Origin of the sequence: Neobacillus piezotolerans (assembly GCF_003362805.1) — a bacterium.
GTDB classification, from domain to species: domain Bacteria; phylum Bacillota; class Bacilli; order Bacillales; family Cytobacillaceae; genus Bacillus_D; species Bacillus_D piezotolerans.
Genome location: NZ_QNQT01000003.1, coordinates 15,255 through 30,789 on the forward strand (window position 1 = coordinate 15,255; position 15,535 = coordinate 30,789).

Genomic DNA, 15,535 nt, shown 5'->3' on the forward strand with positions numbered 1-15,535 from the left:
GGAAAATATGAACAAATTATTAACAAACTGAGTCGAGCATTTTAAAAATAAGGGAAAGAACAGGGAATTCATTGTAAAAGCCGCGGGAACCTCCCCGCGGCTTTACTCTTCCTTCTTATATGGAATCGTGATTGTAAATTTCGTTCCGGCTCCTCTTTCGCTGGATACACTAATTTTCCCGTCGTGAAGCTGGACGAGCTGTTTTACGATGGACAGCCCGAGGCCAAACGCGCCGTATGGATTGCCGGTCCGTGAAAGGTCTGCTTTATAAAAACGGCGCCAAATCTTTTCAACTTCCTCCGGGTCGATGCCGACTCCGGTATCGGAAATTTCGATAATGGTGGCTCCGTCCCGCATCCAGCCAGCAAGGGTAATCAAGCCATGTTCTGTAAATTGGATGCTGTTTTTCGTAATGTTGATCAGGATTTGCAGAAGCCGGTCATAGTCAGCCCAAATCATCGTGTCATCGTCGACATCGACATTAATTTCATTACCCCGTTTTTCAGCCTGCATCTCAAGCTGCTCCTGAATGATTTCAAACACCTCGGACAACTGGATATCCTCCCGTGAAAGAATAACCTGGTTCGAGCGGATTTTTTCATAATCCAGGTTTTCGTTCACAAGCCTAATCAGCCGCTTCGACTCCTTGCTGACGAGGTCGATGCCCTTTTCCTTTTCGGCTTCGGGTATCATGTCATTCCGAAGGCCTTCGATAATCCCGCTGATGGTCGTTAATGGTGTCCGCATCTCATGCGATACATCCGCCATAAACTGCCGCCTCCTGTTTTCAAGGCTCTCGATTTCCTCCATTGACTGGTTGATTTTATCGACCATCTGGTTGAAATCATTCGACAGCTCGCCAATCTCATCAAAATTGGATGAATGCACACGGACCGAATAATCCCCGGACGCGACAGCGGAAGCGGCCTTCTGGATGCGCTTGATCCGGATAACATGGATTCGTGAAAGGACCCAGCTGAGCAAAAAAGATACCCCGAGGGCAATCAGGACCGTATAGAGCAGGTATTCATTAATTCCGCTGATCATTTCCCGCGGGCCTTTTACAGGGGAAATCAGCAGGACTCCGCCAACGAACTCCCCGCCCGGGTTATACGGGATAGTGACAATCGATACGTTTTGATTGTAGCGCTTCAAATCCGATTTAATGACGACCGGCTCCCCTGCCCGCAGCATATTCCAGTCGGACCGCGTCAATTCGATGGCCGGGCCCCTCCAGGCAATTGGATTCATCAGCGTCACCGTCGTTCCATCCACGCGAAAAACGCTGAATTGAATATCCCGGCCAAACAGCACCCTCGCATATTGATTGATGACCGAGTCAGCCTCCCTCGGATTGCCGCCGCTCCACTCAAGGTCGGCCAATATATTTTGCCCATATTCAACCAATTCGTCCGTCTTGCTCTGATACACAAGGTTCTTGACGTAATAAGTAAACAATAGGCTCAAGACAAGGAACGCAACGATCAGAACCCCGATATGGCTGAACAGCTGCTGGTAAAAATATTTAATCCTCATGGGCCTCTACCGACTCATCAAACTTGTAGCCGACCCCCCACACTGTGTGGAAAAATGGCTGCGCCGCCGTCCCGACTTTTTTGCGAAGCCGCTTAATATGGACATCGACCGTACGCTCGTCGCCATAAAACTGATAGCCCCAAACCCTTTCAAGCAATTGATCCCGCGTAAATACCTGCCTTGGGCTGGAGGCGAGGCAGGACAGGAGGTCGAATTCTTTTGGCGTCAGGTTTGTAATCGCTGTCCCATCAAGCAGCACTTCCCTCGTGTCCTTGTTGATCCAGAAATGCTTTGTTGAAATGATATGCCTTGGTTCCGCCCCCGCTTCCCCGGCTTTCTGGTATCTCCGGGCGACCGCCTTGATTCTCGCCATCAGTGCAAGCGGGCTGAACGGTTTGGTCACATAGTCGTCCGCCCCCATTTCAAGCCCGAGCACCTGGTCAGATTCACTGTCCTTCGCGGTCAGCATAATAATTGGAATTTCACTTTTCTCCTGGCGGATTTTCCGGCAAAGGGTGACCCCATCCATACCGGGCAGCATCCAGTCGACGATGAGCAAATCCCATCCGCCATCTTTGTAGCGGCTATAGCCATCAAGCCCATTGTGGACAAATTCCCCTTCAATGCCTTCTTTTAAGAAAAACATCCCAATCATTTCACAAACGCTTTCGTTGTCTTCTATCACAAGGATCCTCATACAATCCACCTCCAAAAACAGCCAATCCGTTAGTACAAAAGTAAATCTTCTCGGGCAAGGAATCAACTCGTTTGCGCTTTTTTCCAAAAAACTTAACGGTTTGGAAACAGTTTGTTCATAAGTTTGCCTGCCAATGTGTTTGTTCGTGAAAAAGGAGAAAAGCACCCGGCTTTGAATCCCGGATGCTTCCAACTTTTACCAAATATGGGCGTATAGCTGGTTTCCTTGCTTGTAAATACGGATGAACTCTTTTTCATCCTCGAACGGGGTGCCTGTATCCACAACACCTTTTATCGTCTCGTACGTTATTTTGTATCCCTTCGCCGCGAGCAAATCGGCTAAAAGCTTTGCCTGTGCGGTTGTCGTACCAATTGACCCGGCGCTCATTGACATGATGGTCGCTTTGTCTTTGACAATGATCCCGACATCGGAATGGGGAATATAGTAAAGCCTTCCTCCATGTTGTTTCGCTACGGATGCTTCCGGTTCGAAATCTGGCCCTTCCCCGAGTTCATAGACGGTTCCGTCGCCAGCTGTAAAGGTTTTAGCTTCCTCTTCGGCCTTTTTCCTGGCCTGCTCCTCCCGTTCCGCCACAGCTGTATAGAAAGAAGTCGAGGCATTTTCGAGCTGTACGGACAATTCTTCCCTGGCTGCTTCATTGGTCAGGTCATCGATCATTTTTTTCGCTTCATCGACTTTTTTATCAAACGCTTCCCTTTTTGTCTTTTCATTAACAGACATATTCACGACTGCCTGGACAGTCTGTTCGGCAGTCGCGAACATATTGATGATTCCCTCAAGCTTTTCCACTCTCTTGACGTATCGATCGGTGAAAAGCGAAGAATACGGCTCTTCAAGCGTTTTGAATTTGCTGTTTTCTTCAATCGTGTCTTCTTTCAGCTGTGGCAATCCAGCGAGCAGTTCCGGTGCGAGCGGATTTTCCGCAGCCAGTTTTTCCGCTTCATTGATCCGTCCATAAAGAGACGCGGCGATCGTGGCGCCTTTATTGTATTCTTGTATTTCTTTAATCTTCGGTTCAACCTTTTCTTTCAAAACCTTGCCAAGTTCCTTTTTGGCATTTTCAGAAGCGTTTTCAAGATCGGCTTTCGCAATGGCTGATTTTGCTTCAACGGTTAAAATCTTGTCTCCATCAATTTTTTTAAATTCGCCGGATTCTTCCCCGGCGCTGATGTATTTTTTCATCTCTTTATATAAGTCGGCGGCGGAGGTTTTTGCCTCATCTACCGAATCTTCCGCTTTTTTGTCTTTATTCGCTCCATACACCGCATAACCTCCGGCAGTTATCGCCAAGACCAGCACGGCAATAATGACCGATACAATCTTTTTGTTCAAAACTCCCCCTCCTTACTCTGTTATTGTGGCATAGAATCGGCTTGAATTCCAGATACATTTTATCTATCTTGCCAAAAATGGACGCTTGCTTTCGACAAAAATTGCTACTTTTTTCACAAAATAAAGGAAAACTTTCCCAGAAGGCAAGCCAATGAGCACTCCTGTTTCGACTTTGTTCGGGAAATTATGGATGTTGGCGGAGCGCAACAGGGTATCCAGGGATGTTGGTCCGGGCTGCCAATTTTCCGAAAAAAAAAGCTTTTAATAAGGGGTATAGGAATGGGTTCGCATAGGAAATTACCAGTGATTCCCTAATTATTCCTGTTACATATTTTGGTATAATTGAGTCAGTTAAGAGAAGAGAATTATGGAAGGGGAGCATCACCGATAGCAAAGTATATCCTCCTTGTTGCCGTCATCATTGTGGGAAGTATTGCAGGTTGGCTGTATTACCCCCAATATCAGATTAGCCAATTGAAGAAACAGTCGCTGGAAGCATCTGTTGAGGAAAGCTCCCCGACGTATATAGATTATTATTCGACGTATCCGAAGAAGACCCTATACCACCTTGCCCTTGGGGATTCGATTATCCGCGGAGTCGGAGCTGGGCAAGGCGAGAATCTTGTATCCAAGTTTTCCGAGGAGTTTGGAAGGCTGACGAATAAGGAAGTTGATTTCCGGAATGAGGGAATCAGCGGGATGACGAGCGGCGAGCTGAGGCAGCTTGTTGATTCGAGGAAATATGACGAGGAAATTAAGCGGGCGAATATTATTACGGTGAACATCGGCGGAAATGATGTGCTTAAGGCGGCGAAGAAGACGGATTTCCAGTCTGCCTTTAAGGCTTTCGATTCCATCCAGGAATCTTTCACGCAAAATCTTGCCGATATCGCTGCTAGGATTACCGAGATTAATCCGAAAGCGACGATTGTGTTCCTTGAATTGTACAATCCTCTGAATCCGGATGCGGCGTATTATGGAATGGCCGACAAGCTATTGCCAAAATGGAATTTGAATATTTACAGGACCGCGAAAGGCATCCCGACAGCGATTGTGGTTGAGACGTCCAAGGTCATTAACGGAAAGAATCTGCAAAATCTTTCCCCGGACGGCGTCCATCCGAATTCCCTTGGCTATCAGGCGATCGCTTCGCAAATCATTTTCCAATTGAGGACAAGCATGAAAAAAGCAGCGGTTTAATCGCTGCTGGAACACATTTACATTGAATAAGATGGGCTATTATTGTATGATACTACTATCAAGGCTGCGTTGTTCGTACTCATAATAAAGTTTTAACCTTTAAGCTGTTATAGGGAGTTTTTGAACGAAGCTGGAATGACATGCCTCCGCCTACACGGCAAGGGGGACAGGCAGGAACGCTTCTGGAGACACCCACTTTGAGGAGTGGTGGTTTAAAACTTTCTTATATTACCTACGGCAAATGCGGCTTTTCCCTTTTAAACATTTTCGACCGGTTCCCGGATGTGGAGCCGGTTTTTTGGTGTATCTAAAGAAGGGTAGTCCGTAAAAAAAAAGAAAAACCCGGCGTTTATAATCCGGGTTATGCCTTTTTAACTAAGTTGATTGAAGCTGAGGGCGCCGACTCCTCGAAAATGCTATCGCATTTTCTTCGTGCGTGGGTAGATTCGAGGATGCTATTCAATGTCCAGCGGGATGCAGCGGCAAGTTTGAGACCCCACAGGCGCAAGCGCCAGGGCGGCTCAAATGACGCCCCGCGGAAAGCGTGTGCCCGGAGTGGAAATCAACAGCCATGCTTGTTTAAAATCTGCCGGACCTAAGTATTGAATAAATAATCCAAAGAAACATTAGAAACGCGACGGCGAAGCCGATTTCAAGCGCGTGGATGCTTGTCAGGAGTGTGTTCGTCCCGAATGCCGCCCCGATGATCAGCCCAAGGACGACGATGCTGAAGGCGAGCAGGGTCAGGCTGAACGAAACCTGGTTGGAAATGCGGTCGATTTTGTTAAAAATCGAATCGATTTGCGACAGGCTTATTTTCAGCTTCAACTCCCCATCGGCCGCCTGTTCTAGGACTTCATCAACGCGCCCGGGAAGCTTTGTGATCGTTTCCGATATTTCCTCCGCGTCCTTAAAGAGCCGTTTCCCGATATTGATTGGGTTGTAGCGTTCCATGACCAGTTCCTCTGCATACGGCCTTGCGAGCTGAATAAGGTTCAACTCCGGGTCGATCCCGGAAATAATGCCTTCAACCGTGATTAATGTTTTCCCGAGCATCGTCAACTCTGTCGGAACGATAATCCGGTGCTCCTGGGCGGTGGAAAGCAAATCCTTGACCGTCATTCCGAGGTCCATTTCGCCAAGCGGAACACGGCTTACCGTTTTGCTGATCCGGTCGACATCGTCAAAAAATTTCTTTTCATCCACATCGGAAGGGACATCGGACAACCGGTAGAGCGCTTTGACAATCATGCCAGTGTCCTCTCGTATCAAGCCGATCATCATCGAAGCCGTGTTATACCGCATCCTCCCCGAAAGCCTTCCGACCTGGCCAAAATCGATGTATGCAAGCTGTGCAGAATCCTCGATATAGAGCATATTTCCCGGATGTGGATCGCCGTGGAAAAATCCTTCCCGCAAAATTTGTGTAATAAATGACTGGACGAGAAGGTCGGCAATCTCCCTCCTTTTTTCCTTGTCCTCCACCTTCAGTTTGACGTCGGTTATCTTGATTCCGTCGATTTTTTCCATTGTCAGGATGTATGAAGTCGTGTAATCCCAGAAGATTTCCGGAACCTTGATTTTCTCGTTATCTTCAAACTGGAATGCGATTGTTTCCGTATTCCGGGCTTCCTCCAAATAATCAAGCTCTTTCCTTATTGAATCGCTAAGTTCTTTTGTGATTTCGGTTACGTTGTATTGCTCCGCCCAGTCGTAATTCTGCTCAAGGAGCCTTGACAGGTCCTGGAGGATTTCAAGGTCGGTATGGACGTTCTTCCTTATGCCGGGCCGCTGGATTTTCACCATTACCTTTTCGCCTGTCCACAATACAGCTTCATGCACTTGGCCAATCGATGCGGCAGCCACATAGTCTTCATTAAAGGAATAGAAGGTTTCTTCCGGGGGCTTCCCCAGTTCCTGAGTGAGCTTCTTCTTAATTTCATCAATCGGAACCGGCGGAACATTGTCCTGGAGCGTTTCCAGCTCCTTAATCACATCATCGGGCAAAAGATCGCTCCTAATGCTTAGCAGCTGGCCCAGTTTTATAAAAGTTGGGCCTAGCTCTTCCAGCAACCCTCTAATCCGCACGCCCATCTCCTGGGTGTTTTCCTTTTCAAAATCGGCCTTAATCCGGTCCTTGAATGACAGGAGCTGGCTAAGGCCGACCTCTTCGATTAAATATCCGAACCCGTATTTCCCCAGCAGGGAAAGGATTTCTTTGTATCTGGTTAAACGACGCAGTTTATCGGTCAACATTCCATCACCAACTGTCAGTCATGCACGCGGCCAGTATCAGAGGAAGTTTTCGGGCTGTCCGTATCATTCAGGCTTCCGGTAAATCCGGTTTGCTCCTCGTCTCCCGTCAACGGAACACCTTCCGGGATACCTTGAATGCCCGATCCCGGGAGAGCGCCGCCAATTCCCGACCCCGCGGAACTCAGGCCACTACCGGCATCCGCCTTGGCGGTTGTTGTTCCGGAATGGCCGCTATCCTTGCTGCGGATCTCCGCCAGTTCTTTTTGTAAAAGGACAATTTGGGCCTGCAGTGTGTCGAATTCATCCTTTGTCACAAAACCGAGTTCTTTGAGCTGGGTTTTAATGGAGTTTCGGATATCCTGATTCCAGCTCTCGCTTTTTTGCGCGCCTTTTCTGACAAGGTCATTGAACAGTGATTCCGCTTCATTTTTGCTCATCGTGCCCTGTTCGGCCATTTTCATAATCGTTTCCTCAAGCTTTTCCTTCCCCGCGATTGCCGCTCCAAGGCCAAGTAAAATTCCTCTGCTGAATAAATCGCTCATCTCTTATTTCAGCCTCCTCTTCACTATGTCATTTCCTAATACCCTAAAACGCAAAATTTTACCCATACGGCCGAAGGAAAATTCATTTTTATGACTTCTTGGGTATTTCTTTTGGCGATGATAGCGGTTGGAGGTTCTGGTAAAACGATCTCGTTTACTTTTCAACTTATATCGATTAGTTATCACATTTATCGTTCAATTCTTTCAAGTAACGTTTAATTCCCCTCCCAAAAAAAATTTTAAAACCGCCAGCTTATGCCGGCGGCTTCTATCATCCTTTTGTTTTTAAGTAAATGCCCGAGGAATTTGGCGTAGATTGAGGCATGCGGTAAGTGGACATTATACCCGACTATCACGACATTCTTGTACGCATTTTTTATAAAAGTTTCCTTGCATCGAATTAAAGGCCATTCCGCTCTAGGAGCCCGTATTTCTGTTTGAACCGGCCGAGGCTTTTCAGCCAGATGTCGGAAAACACGAACAGGAAAAATACATTCGAGCATGCATGCATGAAGTCGAAAAAGGCGCTGGCGGCGAAATAGGTCCCAATCGATGCCATGCTTACTTCACCGCCGGATTGGGCGAACGCGAGCAATCCCCAAACATTCATGATCCAGCCGAACAGAAATCCCCACACAAATCCGAAAGCAAGCCTGCCCCATCGGTTTCTCATCACACGGGTTTTCCCAAAAAGGCCCGCCGAGAGCCCGGCCAGGCCCCATGCGGCCATCTGCCACGGCGTCCACGGCCCCTGGCCAAGAACCATATTCGAGGCAAGGGCGGCGACAGCTCCAATCAAAAATCCGCTTTCGGCGCCGAACACGAGGCCCGACATGATGATGACAAACGTGGTAGGCTGGACGCCAGGAATGCTTGCAAAAGGAATCCGCCCGACCGCCGCGATTGCAGCGAGTACCGCCAGTAGCACCAATTCCCTTGCTTCTATTTTCCTCCGTTCAAACCGGACGAGCAGATAGATGAATGCGGCAGCGGCGAAAGCCAAACTTGCCCACATAAACGCCTCCGCCTTTGCCGCGGCATAGAAAAGGAGTGCCAGCATGATTGTCGGCATCAAGATCAAAATAGCTTTTTTCCATCTCCTCATGCTCCACTCCCCTTTAAAAAGCGACCTTTTATTCTTCAGCCTTACTGCCCCGTCTGTCGATGTTCCTGAACAGGCGCCGGGCCATGGTCGTATAAAAGAAATTTCCTTTTAAAAAACGCGCCGGCGAATCTTCCGACGTGATATTCCCCTGAAACAGCATGCCGCACCGGGTTGCGTATTGTGAGGCAAACTCGATATCATGGGTGGCTATAAGAATGGCCGAACCATTTTCCCCTGCCTTTTGCAAAATTGAACCAAGGTTCTTTTTCGAAATTGGGTCGAGGCCTTTCGTCGGTTCATCCAACAGGAACACGTCCGGTTTCCTGAGAAGCAGGCAAAGGAATGCCGCCTTTTGCAGCTCCCCCCCGCTCAGGTCATAAGGATGGCGGTAAAGAAGGCCATCAAGCCCGAATTCACGCGCCAGCCTCTCCGCTTCTGTTGGGTCCGCCCCCCACATTTCGCAGGCGGCTTCTATTTCGCCGGCGACGCTGTCGTGGAGGAAAAAAAACTTTGGGTTTTGCGGCAAATAGGCCATTTTTCCGGCAAGTGCCCGGGTATTCCATTTTTTAAACGGCTCGTCTTCAATGGATATCGTCCCTTCCAATGGCTTTATCACGCCGCAAAGCAACTTTAGCAAGGTGGACTTTCCGGAGCCGTTTCCGCCTAGGAGCGCGTAAAGTTCTCCTCTTTTAAGCTCCAGCTTGAAATCTTCAATTACAGAGGCATGTTTCTTTTCATAACGGAAGCCGACGTTTCTCGCGGAAAGGAGGACTTCTCCAGTTTGGGATGCGCCGCCAAATTCCAGGGCCGCTTCAACATCATCAGGTCCAAGCAGATCAATCAATCCCCGTCCTTCTTTTATGGAAAGCGGAATCCCTGGGAGCGGGGTCTCCTTTTCCGCCCGCAAAAACAGCGCGGGAATGCTGGGGATAAAGGGTTCCGCTTCCGTTCCCATTAGCCTGCGCATGACAGGCCGCGGCGGGCCTTCATGGACAATCCGACCTCCATCGAGCATCACCACCCGGTCAGCAAGGGCGATTGCTTCGTCAAGACGGTGTTCAGCCAGAATGATGGTCATTCCGAATTCCTCGTTCAGCCGCTTCAGCATGTCAAACAGTTCACGGGTGCTCACCGGATCGAGCTGGGAGGCTGGCTCGTCCAGCAACAGGACATCCGGCTGCATCAAAAGGACGGAAGCAAGGTTCATCTGCTGCTTCCGCCCCCCTGAAAGCTCATGCATTTTTTTATGTAAAATCGGTTCCACTCCAAAAAAGCTGACGATTTCGGCAACCCGGCTTCTCATTTCATTCGTTGGTATCCCGCGGTTTTCGAGCCCGAAGACCATCTCGTGAAGCGGGTCATCAGCCACAATCTGGTTTTCCGGGTCCTGAAAAACAAATCCCGTATCGTCAGTTCCAATGCCTCCGGCGGTTATCGTCCCCTCAAGTTTGCCGTGGGGCCTGATTTCTTCCTTCAGCAGGCGCAGCAGCGTGCTTTTACCGGAGCCGGACGGGCCAAACAGGACGATGAATTCCCCCATGCCTACCGAAAGGCTGATCGAGGAAAGCGCTGGACCAGGGGCATCCGGATAGGTAAACGTTACATTGTTCAGTTCGATGTATGCCATCGGAACGCCCCTTTCAATTCAAGGATTGCAGCGAAGCCAATATAGGAAATGACGGCAAGCAGCACGACGGTTTCCGGGCCGGAGAGGCTGACGCTATCCATAATTGGATAAACGTTCAGCACACCCCATCCTTTCAGCCTTCCATAAACCGCAAAACCAAAAACTGCGCAAAGGAAACAAAGTGACAGCCAATCCAGCTTCCTGAACCGGAAGTGATGGTATGCTGACCTTGTCCCAGACCCGTAGCCTCGCGCTTTCATTGAGTCAGCGGTCTGGATCGCTTCTTCGAGTGAAAATACAAGCAGTGTCTGAACATAAAGCATACCGTTTTTGGCGCGCTCCCTTAATGTTCCCGAAGCTACCGCAATCCCCTTGCTGGCTTGGACCGCGGCTATCTCCCCTAGCCTTATCCGCATCAGCGGGATGAACCGCAGTGTCAGCATAAGAAGCACAGCGAATTGCGGCATGATTCTTGAAAAAAGGAACAACAATTTGTTCGGAGTCATGATTTCATTATAGGAAACGAACAAGGCAATCATGCCCATGACCGATAGCGCAGCCATTCCGCCAAGCAATACGGCCTCCACCGTGACACGATGGCTTCCCAATTCAAAAAGAATTTCGCGTCCCCTTTCATTAAAGACAGGGTTTACGCCAAACAGGAGGACGCCGCTCGACAGAATTAAAAAAAGCCAACGCCTTAGGCTTTTAAAGCGATCCTGTACAAAATTCAAGAACAGGATGAGTGTAAATGCGACAAGAAGGAACGCAGGATGCTGGAACAATAGAAGCATCCCCAAGGCTCCCGCATAGTAGCTGAACGCGGTTAAAGGATGGAGCCTGTTCATTCTTTTTTCAGGAAGTCTTCGCTGTAGACCCACTCAATCCTGTCGCCATTTGACACTTTCACCGTGCCGGCGCCTTTTTCAAGCTTCTTGCCATTCTTTTTGCAAATCCAGCCGCTCCTTGAACCGTAATCGAATTCGTAGTAATTATCGATCCCCGCAACATAGGCAGTTTGGCCGCTTCCAGTGTAATCGACGTCAATCCCTTTTTTCCCGGCTGCTTTTAAGAGCAGATCAAGCACAGTGTCGCCATCCTTGAACTCAACTGTGGTTGCCGCGAGAATTACACCCGCGTCGGCAGGTCCTTTAATTGAAATGGATGCCAAAGCGGAGGGCGCGGGCTTTTGGGCAGGCTTTGCCTGAGGCTGGCTGTTTCCGCTTGCCCCTCCCGCCGCGGCGGAAGAGCTGCTTGCGGGCGTTTTGCCGGTGCTGCCTGAAGATGCTGTATTGCCTGATCCGGCCTTGCCGCTGGTGTCGGTGCTTTTAGGCGGATGGCTTCCTTTCGCGGGTGCATCCCCGCCGCCCGTTTTGGCCGGTGCAGGACTGATTGGCGTTTTGACAGTGGTGCCAGCCACAGAGGAAGCCGTGGATCCGCCTCCATTTGCAGCTTCGGCATTGCCTTCCTGCCCGGGAGTTCCGCCGGAAACTGCCTTATCTGATTGTTCAGCATTGTCTCTCTGTTCAGCGGAGGTGCCGTCATCTGAAGGTCCATCCTTTTCCCCGCCGGCCTTTCCATCATGTGTTAATGCGGTTTCGGGTTGAGCTTTAATTGCCGAAGATTCAGGGGCTGATCCGCATCCTCCCAATGCGAGTGCGGCGAGCAATGAAATAACAAGCAGCAGCCTAAGTTTGATTTTACGTCCCATTGCCTTTCCTCCTGTCTTCTATAAATCACTGTCGTTCAATCGGTTTCCGGCAGCGGGAATGAACACCGCCCGCTGCCGTTGCCGCGCCTTAGGCTCGTTTCCTTCTGGCAACAGACCACATAATTCCTCCAGATGCGAGAAGGGCGATGCCCAATGCAAGGAGGCTGTATACGTTCGTGGCCGTATCTGGAAGACGGTGCCCCTCTTCTTTTACAGTTCCGCCCTGGCCTTTTTCAGAATCCTTATTTTCGATAGCTGGATTTGCGCCTGCCGATGGGTCAAGAGCAAATTTGTAAAGGGAACCCTTTTCATCCTTATAAAGCTGGTAGGCAACAAGAGCCTGGACTCCTTGGGCTGTCGACAGCGCGTCTGGTTCGTCGCCCACTTTCCAGGCAAATCCCCCGTCCCCATGCCTGAACGAAGCCAAATAGCCGAGCAATGTCTTGCCGTCCGCCGTGATGATGCCGCTATTGGCATCCAGGCCTAACGCTGACAGGGCTATTACAGCCTGGGCTGTCGCAGGGCTGCTGTCGACCTTGCCTGAAGCAAACAGATTTTTCAAATACTCCAGTGCTTTATCAATCGCCGGTTTTACAGCTGGTTCATCCTTATACGGACTCAAAGCCGTAAGGACCATTGAAGTAGTGTCGGGGTCGCTGCCGGCCTGGCTGTCAAGGGCCCATCCGCCATCACCGCCCTGGTTCGCAACAAGATGCGCCTTCAGCTTTTCAGGTGTCCATTTAGCATCCGCGGGAATGAAAAAGTCCGCGCTGTCAAGGGCAATCAGGCCATATGCCGCCCCATTAAGGCCCTGCCTTGAAAAATCTCCGGTGTAGATGCCTTTAACCAGGTTGTATCCCCCAAAGTTTTCGGGATTTCCCCCCGCTGCCAGAATCCCAAGCGTATACCGCTCGTAATCAGTAATATTTCGGAACTGACCTTTCCTGTCCGCCACCTTTTTTGCGACTTCCTTCAGATAAGCATCTGGGATTGGCTTTCCAGCCTGTTTCAGGGCAATGGCTTCCCATTCACCGAGCTGTTTATTTTTTGAAACATACGCAATCGTCCCATTTAAATCGCTGGCAACCCTGTCTGCAGGATAAACCGCCGCATCTTTGCCCGGCTCTGACTGCCCCGGCGCTTCCGCTGGAGGAGCAAAGGTTTCATACTTAAATTCAACCGTCTCGCCGTCTTTCAGCGGATGGCTTTCCGCCCCGACCATTTGTGACTCGCCATCAACATAAAAGCCCCAGTAACTAGTGCCGCTTGCCTCAAGGCCATTGATGGAAGAAATCATCTTTCCAAAGTCGTATTGGACAAAGGACACATTTTCTGGCCCCGCAACTGTCTGAAGGAGCTGGAATGCATTCGGTTGATCTATGAAAGCAACATCCTTGAATTCTTTCGGCTTATTGTCCTTACCCGCAATGACCAGATTTACTTTTCCCGCTGGAGGCTCGGACTCATAGCGGAATGTCAGAGCGTCGCCATTTTGCGGCTTATACGAATCCGCGCCTGTCATGGCGGAAATCCCGTTTATGTAAAAACCCCAGTATACTGTATCTGTCCCGGCCAATCCGCTAATTTCTGTAATCATTTTCCCGAAGCTGAATTGTTCGTACTTAACCGCATCCTTATCGAGAGTCTTGACGAGGGCGTCGAACGCTGTTTCCGCTTCCCCGATTTCAGTCTGCTTTTCGGTGAGTACCGCCCCTTTTTCGCCAAGGACCTTCACCGTTACGGTGCTGGCCGCCGCGGCCGCCTTTTGCCCAAATCCGCCGGCAAACAGGGCGAATACGAGCATCCATGCAAGCATAATTTTCACATACTGATTTCTGGCCATTCTCTTCTCTCCCTATCTTTTTTTTACACATAAAAAAATCCCCCTGTGAAGGAGGAGGTTCGTCGTTAAGCATGGCCAAAAGCACTATGGCCTGTCTTAACACCCTCCTATCCGCGTAGGCTTCCGGTGCGTGCAAACAGGCAGGTCTCCTGGCTCATGGTCATCGCTTCCTATGCCTTCCCGCCCATTGGGCAGTGGCAAAGTATAGGTTGCTCGCATTTACAGTGGCGGGACCGCGTTGGTTTTTCACCAAACTTCCCTTTTAAGCTGATAGGGAACTATCAGCACCTGTTTAGAAAGATATTTTTATGTCGATTCCATTATACAAATAGTCTTCGGGTTTTGTATAGACATTTCCTCAACCGGTGAATGGAATCCAAGCCAATATTGAAGGAAGCCTAGTGATTTTGGGATGTATTCTAGCAATTATTTAATGTATTCTAGCAATTATTTAATGTATTCTAGCCATTATTTAATGTATTCAAGTAATTTTTTCGCTCATACTATTTTATCTCAATTTTAGAAAACACCGGTAAGCTGTCTGCCTGATCCAACCTTGATTAAACAGCCTTTTCCCAACATTAGCGATGTTTATTTATTTGCCGCCTGCCGATGAGGCCGAACAATCCCCTCAGTAAATAAGGCATGGCGAAAAAGATGAAGAAAACCCTGAATAGCTGGTAGCCGGCGACAATCGATAAATCCGCGCCGGTCTCGTGGGCAATGATGCTCATTTGGTCCATTCCGCCTGGCGCCATACTAAGATAGCTTGTCGTAAACGTCAGGCCATACATATTTTTCAAAAGAAAGGCCAAGCCCGCTGATCCCGCGAGGAGCACAATCCCGGACCCAACTGCGAATGGAAGGTGCCTGCCGTTCCTGGCAATGCTCCCCGGCTTGAACATGAGGCCAATGTATGCCCCAATCATCAGCTGTGACACGTTCATGAGTGTTCCCGGAAGGTTCGGGCCTTCCACCCCGGATACAGTCAATGCAGCGGTGATGATGATTGGCCCGGTCAGATAAGCGGTCGGCAGCCCTAGTTTTCTCCCAAAAACAGCAAAAGCGACTGCCAGCGGGGCAAAAATCAGGATTCCCGGGAACAATTCCACATTGGAGGCTGTCTGGATTGCATGATCAGCCGCGCTTCCTGAAAAGGGATGGAGCACTGTAAAAGGAACAATAAAAATAATCATGAGCACGCGGAACACCTGAAAAATAATCACTGCCGAGCTGTCCGTTCCTTTCATCTCTTCCGAAAGGGCAATCATCTGGGAAAGCCCGCCAGGTATGCTGCCAAGCAAAGCGGTTTGGTAATCAAGGCCGGAAAGCCGGGACACCACAATTGCAAGTACGGCGCAATACCCAATTAAAAGGAAAGTCATCAGAATGATGGACGGGAAATGCGCAATAATTTGCAATAAAGCAGGTTTAGTAAAAGAAAGGCCGATTGAATAACCAACGATGATAAGCGCCACGTCCCGAACTTTCACCGGCCACCACAGGGCCGCCTTCCCGGATAAGGAAGCGCCCAGGGTAGCCGCCATTGGCCCGAGCAGCCATGGCACAGGCAGGCCAAGAAAATTGAAAATGGCCCCGCCGAGAACCGCCAGGAATAATGTAAATAAAAAAGCTTTCAAATCGGGCATCTTCACCAACATTTAC

At 49.4% G+C, this 15,535-nt stretch carries 12 protein-coding genes, 1 other RNA gene and 1 riboswitch; of the genes, 2 read left to right on the forward strand and 11 right to left on the reverse strand.

Annotation, left to right across the window (positions count from 1 at the left end):
* Positions 1-102: 102 nt before the first annotated feature.
* The 3 genes from DRW41_RS09095 to DRW41_RS09105 form a co-directional block, all read right to left on the reverse strand.
* Complete coding sequence (locus tag DRW41_RS09095; protein WP_115451682.1) at positions 103-1,536, reverse strand: ATP-binding protein; 1,434 nt, start codon at positions 1,534-1,536, stop codon at positions 103-105.
* The gene (locus DRW41_RS09100; RefSeq protein ID WP_115451683.1) at positions 1,526-2,233 is read right to left on the reverse strand and encodes a response regulator transcription factor; all 708 of its coding nucleotides are present in this window, start codon (positions 2,231-2,233) and stop codon (positions 1,526-1,528) included. The genes DRW41_RS09095 and DRW41_RS09100 overlap by 11 nt, the downstream gene beginning before the upstream one ends.
* Positions 2,234-2,428: 195 nt before the next feature.
* The gene (locus DRW41_RS09105; RefSeq protein ID WP_115451684.1) at positions 2,429-3,586 is read right to left on the reverse strand and encodes a hypothetical protein; all 1,158 of its coding nucleotides are present in this window, start codon (positions 3,584-3,586) and stop codon (positions 2,429-2,431) included.
* 342 nt (positions 3,587-3,928) lie between these two features.
* Between DRW41_RS09105 and DRW41_RS09110 the strand changes: the two genes are divergently transcribed.
* On the forward strand, positions 3,929-4,786 hold the full coding sequence (locus tag DRW41_RS09110; protein ID WP_115451685.1) for a GDSL-type esterase/lipase family protein: 858 nt from the start codon (positions 3,929-3,931) through the stop codon (positions 4,784-4,786).
* Positions 4,787-4,844: 58 nt separating this feature from the next.
* A non-coding RNA gene (gene ssrS, locus DRW41_RS09115) (6S RNA) lies at positions 4,845-5,040 on the forward strand.
* 325 nt (positions 5,041-5,365) lie between these two features.
* Here ssrS and DRW41_RS09120 read toward each other — a convergent pair.
* From DRW41_RS09120 to DRW41_RS09155, 8 genes are all read right to left on the reverse strand, one after another.
* Positions 5,366-7,039 carry an ABC1 kinase family protein gene (locus DRW41_RS09120; protein ID WP_222928841.1) on the reverse strand — a complete coding sequence of 558 codons (1,674 nt, stop codon included), beginning with the start codon at positions 7,037-7,039 and terminating at the stop codon, positions 5,366-5,368.
* Between the two features lie 17 nt (positions 7,040-7,056).
* On the reverse strand, positions 7,057-7,584 hold the full coding sequence (locus DRW41_RS09125) for a phasin family protein (protein WP_115451687.1): 528 nt from the start codon (positions 7,582-7,584) through the stop codon (positions 7,057-7,059).
* Between the two features lie 400 nt (positions 7,585-7,984).
* Entirely contained in the window at positions 7,985-8,689 is a 705-nt protein-coding gene (locus DRW41_RS09130; protein WP_115451688.1) for an ECF transporter S component, read from the reverse strand.
* 28 nt (positions 8,690-8,717) lie between these two features.
* Positions 8,718-10,316, reverse strand: coding sequence for an ABC transporter ATP-binding protein (locus DRW41_RS09135; protein ID WP_115451689.1), 1,599 nt, complete (start codon positions 10,314-10,316; stop codon positions 8,718-8,720).
* A complete protein-coding gene (locus tag DRW41_RS09140; RefSeq protein ID WP_115451690.1) occupies positions 10,298-11,164 on the reverse strand; it encodes an energy-coupling factor transporter transmembrane component T in 867 nt (288 codons plus the stop codon). The genes DRW41_RS09135 and DRW41_RS09140 overlap by 19 nt, the downstream gene beginning before the upstream one ends.
* Positions 11,161-12,027 carry a DUF4430 domain-containing protein gene (locus DRW41_RS09145; RefSeq protein WP_115451691.1) on the reverse strand — a complete coding sequence of 289 codons (867 nt, stop codon included), beginning with the start codon at positions 12,025-12,027 and terminating at the stop codon, positions 11,161-11,163. Before DRW41_RS09145 ends, DRW41_RS09140 begins: the two co-directional genes overlap by 4 nt.
* An 88-nt stretch (positions 12,028-12,115) precedes the next feature.
* Complete coding sequence (locus DRW41_RS09150; protein ID WP_115451692.1) at positions 12,116-13,870, reverse strand: DUF4430 domain-containing protein; 1,755 nt, start codon at positions 13,868-13,870, stop codon at positions 12,116-12,118.
* Positions 13,871-13,992: 122 nt separating this feature from the next.
* Positions 13,993-14,177: riboswitch (cobalamin riboswitch) on the reverse strand.
* Positions 14,178-14,451: 274 nt separating this feature from the next.
* Complete coding sequence (locus DRW41_RS09155) at positions 14,452-15,531, reverse strand: AbrB family transcriptional regulator (protein ID WP_115451693.1); 1,080 nt, start codon at positions 15,529-15,531, stop codon at positions 14,452-14,454.
* Positions 15,532-15,535: the final 4 nt, after the last annotated feature.

What these genes read in the sequence shown, in the direction of transcription:
- DRW41_RS09095 (WP_115451682.1), bottom strand. Translation starts at nt 1,536, where the DNA reads ATGAGGATTAAATATTTTTACCAGCAGCTGTTCAGCCATATCGGGGTT.
- DRW41_RS09100 (WP_115451683.1), bottom strand. Translation starts at nt 2,233, where the DNA reads ATGAGGATCCTTGTGATAGAAGACAACGAAAGCGTTTGTGAAATGATT.
- DRW41_RS09125 (WP_115451687.1), bottom strand. Translation starts at nt 7,584, where the DNA reads ATGAGCGATTTATTCAGCAGAGGAATTTTACTTGGCCTTGGAGCGGCA.
- DRW41_RS09130 (WP_115451688.1), bottom strand. Translation starts at nt 8,689, where the DNA reads ATGAGGAGATGGAAAAAAGCTATTTTGATCTTGATGCCGACAATCATG.
- DRW41_RS09135 (WP_115451689.1), bottom strand. Translation starts at nt 10,316, where the DNA reads ATGGCATACATCGAACTGAACAATGTAACGTTTACCTATCCGGATGCC.
- DRW41_RS09140 (WP_115451690.1), bottom strand. Translation starts at nt 11,164, where the DNA reads ATGAACAGGCTCCATCCTTTAACCGCGTTCAGCTACTATGCGGGAGCC.
- DRW41_RS09145 (WP_115451691.1), bottom strand. Translation starts at nt 12,027, where the DNA reads ATGGGACGTAAAATCAAACTTAGGCTGCTGCTTGTTATTTCATTGCTC.
- DRW41_RS09150 (WP_115451692.1), bottom strand. Translation starts at nt 13,870, where the DNA reads ATGGCCAGAAATCAGTATGTGAAAATTATGCTTGCATGGATGCTCGTA.
- DRW41_RS09155 (WP_115451693.1), bottom strand. Translation starts at nt 15,531, where the DNA reads ATGTTGGTGAAGATGCCCGATTTGAAAGCTTTTTTATTTACATTATTC.